We start from the raw sequence: 2,666 nt of genomic DNA on the forward strand, positions 1-2,666 counted from the left end.
GGGGCGTTCCTCACTTACCTCCTACCCGACGAAGACAACAACATCGGCGAGCACGTCTTGCCGCAGCTGATCGGCGGGATACTCGACGGCACCAAGGTAATGCTCGATCCCACCGGCGGTCAGGGCCTCGAGCTAGTTCCGGGATGGAACGGATTCGTCGACCTCGTTGACGACATCGATTTCCTGAATCTCGGTCTAGAGAAGGCTCTAGACAAAATCGCGGACGCCACCAAGTTCCCCGGCACCGCCACGTACATCACGTATGACTCCGGGAATCTCCCGTTGCTCGAGCCGTTCCGGATGGCCCCGCATCTCCTTAATCTGGTTCCGGGCGTTGGCATCCCGACTCCGTTGACCGACAGCATCGAAGATGCGTTGCGGATGATGGTCAATATGGGCTACCAGGACGTCGACCCGAACACTCTGGAGCGCAACTTCGACAAGGCCGGTGAGCAGGCTTACCTGTGGCACTCTCCGCTCACGCCGACGCAGCAGTTGGCCGCCAGCGAGAAGATTTTCGACGCCCTGATCGATGGCATTCAGGAACATGCCCTGGATCCCGAAGCCTGGACGCCGAAGCTGCCCGGGACAGATTTCAAGCCGGTCGTGCAGAATGCCGCAGCCGTCGCGATGGCCAAGGCCATGAGCGAGGCCCTCGAAACCCTCCAGAAGGGCGCCGACCCTGTCTTCGACGCGGTCGAGAAGGGCCTGGCACCGGTCACCAAGGCTCTCGATGGCCTCAACGCGCAGATGGAATCGTCGATCGACAACATGTTGAAGGTCAACGGGTCCACTGCCAACAAGCAGTCGACTCCGCAGGCCATCACGTCGACCTCGTCGAGCGGCAACCAACTGCGAACGTTGAGCATCGAGGCCTCGGACACCGACACCACCGACGTCGACAAGACGGATGACAAGACCGACGACAAGGCCGACTACAAGGCAAAGCCGGCACCGGCCAAGAAACTTCTCAAAGACCGTGGCGTCGACCAGGATTCGCTGAAGAGCGCTCGGGCAAAAGCGAAGGCGCGCCACGCCGCTGACGCCAACGATCCCGTCAAGAGGTCGGTCAAGGAGACGGTCGCCAAGGTGCGTGGCGCGGTCGACGACGCGACCAAGGACGTCAAGCAGCCGAAGAAGGTGAAGAAGGCCAAGGCCGCGCAGAAAGAGAAGTCAGCCAAAGCGGCCGCGTAATCGCTGACAGCTCCGGGGGCGCGTCGGTAGCGTGGCGGACATGCCACGCACTGTGCTCGTCACCGGCGCGACCGGCACGCTGGGTCATCATGTGGTACCGGAGGCCACGGATGCCGGTCATCATGTCCGGGCGCTGAGCCGTCGGGATCGGGTGGGCTACACGGGCGTGCACTGGCACCGTGCCGACCTGCTTTCGTCCGACGGTTTGGATACCGCGCTCGACGGCGTGGACGTCGTCGTCCATTGCGCTACGCAACCCACCGGAGACAAAGACGTCAAAGCGACCCGGAATCTGATCGAGGCGGCCCGACGCGTGGGCGTCGGGCATCTCATCTATATCTCGATCGTCGGGATCGAGGACATTCCTCTGCCCTATTACAAGACGAAGTTGCGCGTCGAACAGGCGCTCACGTCGTCCGGCGTCGGGCACACGGTTCTGCGGGCCACGCAGTTCCACGAGCTAATCGAAAAGACGTTCTCGGTGCAGCGCTTCTCCCCCTTGCTATGGGCGCTGCGCGACATCCGATTCCAGCCGATCGACACGCGTGATGTGGCCGCGCGACTGGTCGCATTGATCGATACAGAGCCGTCCGGCCGCGTATCCGATATTGGCGGCCCGACCATTTACAGTCACCCGGAATTGGGACAGATGTACCTGTCCGCGCGCAAAAGCCATCGGCGAGTGGCGAGGTTCACCATTCCCGGTCGCATCGTCGCGGGTTACAGATCGGGAGCAAATCTGGCGCCGCAAAATGCGATCGAAGGCGTATCGTTCCAGGACTTTCTCGCTACAACCGGATAGGTCCCCGTCGCCGAATCGGGGCGCGCCACCGCAACCGCACCGACACAGTTTGGCCTCCGGCCTTGCATGTGACAGTGATCGTCGTAGGCTCGACAACGATGAGCACTTCAGCGCCGCAGGGCAGGTCGATGCGGGCTGCCGACACCGACCGGATCCAGGTGGCGCAGCTCCTCACCGATGCTGCCGCGGCGGGCCGGCTCCCGATGAACGAATATGAGGACCGGCTGGCAAAGGCCTACGCGGCACAAACCTACGACGATCTGGCTCGGCTGAGCCGTGATCTCCCCGGCGCCGTGAACTGTTCGGCCGCCACCTGTCGCCCTGCACCTTCGACACTGCTGTTGGCGATCATGAGCGGGTTCGAACGTCGCGGCCGGTGGAACGTCCCGAAGAAGCTGACGACGTTCGCTCTGTTCGGCGGCGGGGTGGTGGATCTGCGATATGCCGATTTCACCGCTCCCGACGTCGAAGTCCGCACCTATTCGATCTTCGGAGGGCAGACCATCTTGGTGCCGCCCGAGGTGAATGTGGATGTGGACGGTGTGGGTGTGATGGGGAACTTCGATCAGAGCGTCAATGGCGAGGGCTCGACCGGCGCGCCACGTGTGCACATCCGCGGCTTCTCCTTATGGGGCAGCGTCAGCATCAAACGAAAGAATCGTCGCAACAA

The 2,666-nt window shown here is 62.5% G+C and carries 2 protein-coding genes and 1 pseudogene; all 3 read left to right on the forward strand.

What is annotated here, in order from left to right:
• Positions 1–1,194, forward strand: a pseudogene (locus A5740_RS09185) (PE-PPE domain-containing protein); the annotation flags it as partial.
• 40 nt (positions 1,195–1,234) lie between these two features.
• Positions 1,235–1,996 (forward strand): SDR family oxidoreductase, encoded by a 762-nt coding sequence (locus tag A5740_RS09190; RefSeq protein ID WP_076193358.1) that lies wholly within the window; start codon positions 1,235–1,237, stop codon positions 1,994–1,996.
• A 98-nt stretch (positions 1,997–2,094) separates the two neighbouring features.
• A partial coding sequence (locus A5740_RS09195; protein WP_076193360.1) for a DUF1707 domain-containing protein occupies positions 2,095–2,666 on the forward strand: 572 nt, incomplete at its 3' end.

Origin of the sequence: Mycobacterium sp. GA-1841 (assembly GCF_001954135.1) — a bacterium.
Taxonomy (GTDB): Bacteria; Actinomycetota; Actinomycetes; order Mycobacteriales; family Mycobacteriaceae; genus Mycobacterium.

Coding starts and splice junctions, on each gene's coding strand:
- A5740_RS09190 (WP_076193358.1), top strand. CDS start 1,235: ATGCCACGCACTGTGCTCGTCACCGGCGCGACCGGCACGCTGGGTCAT.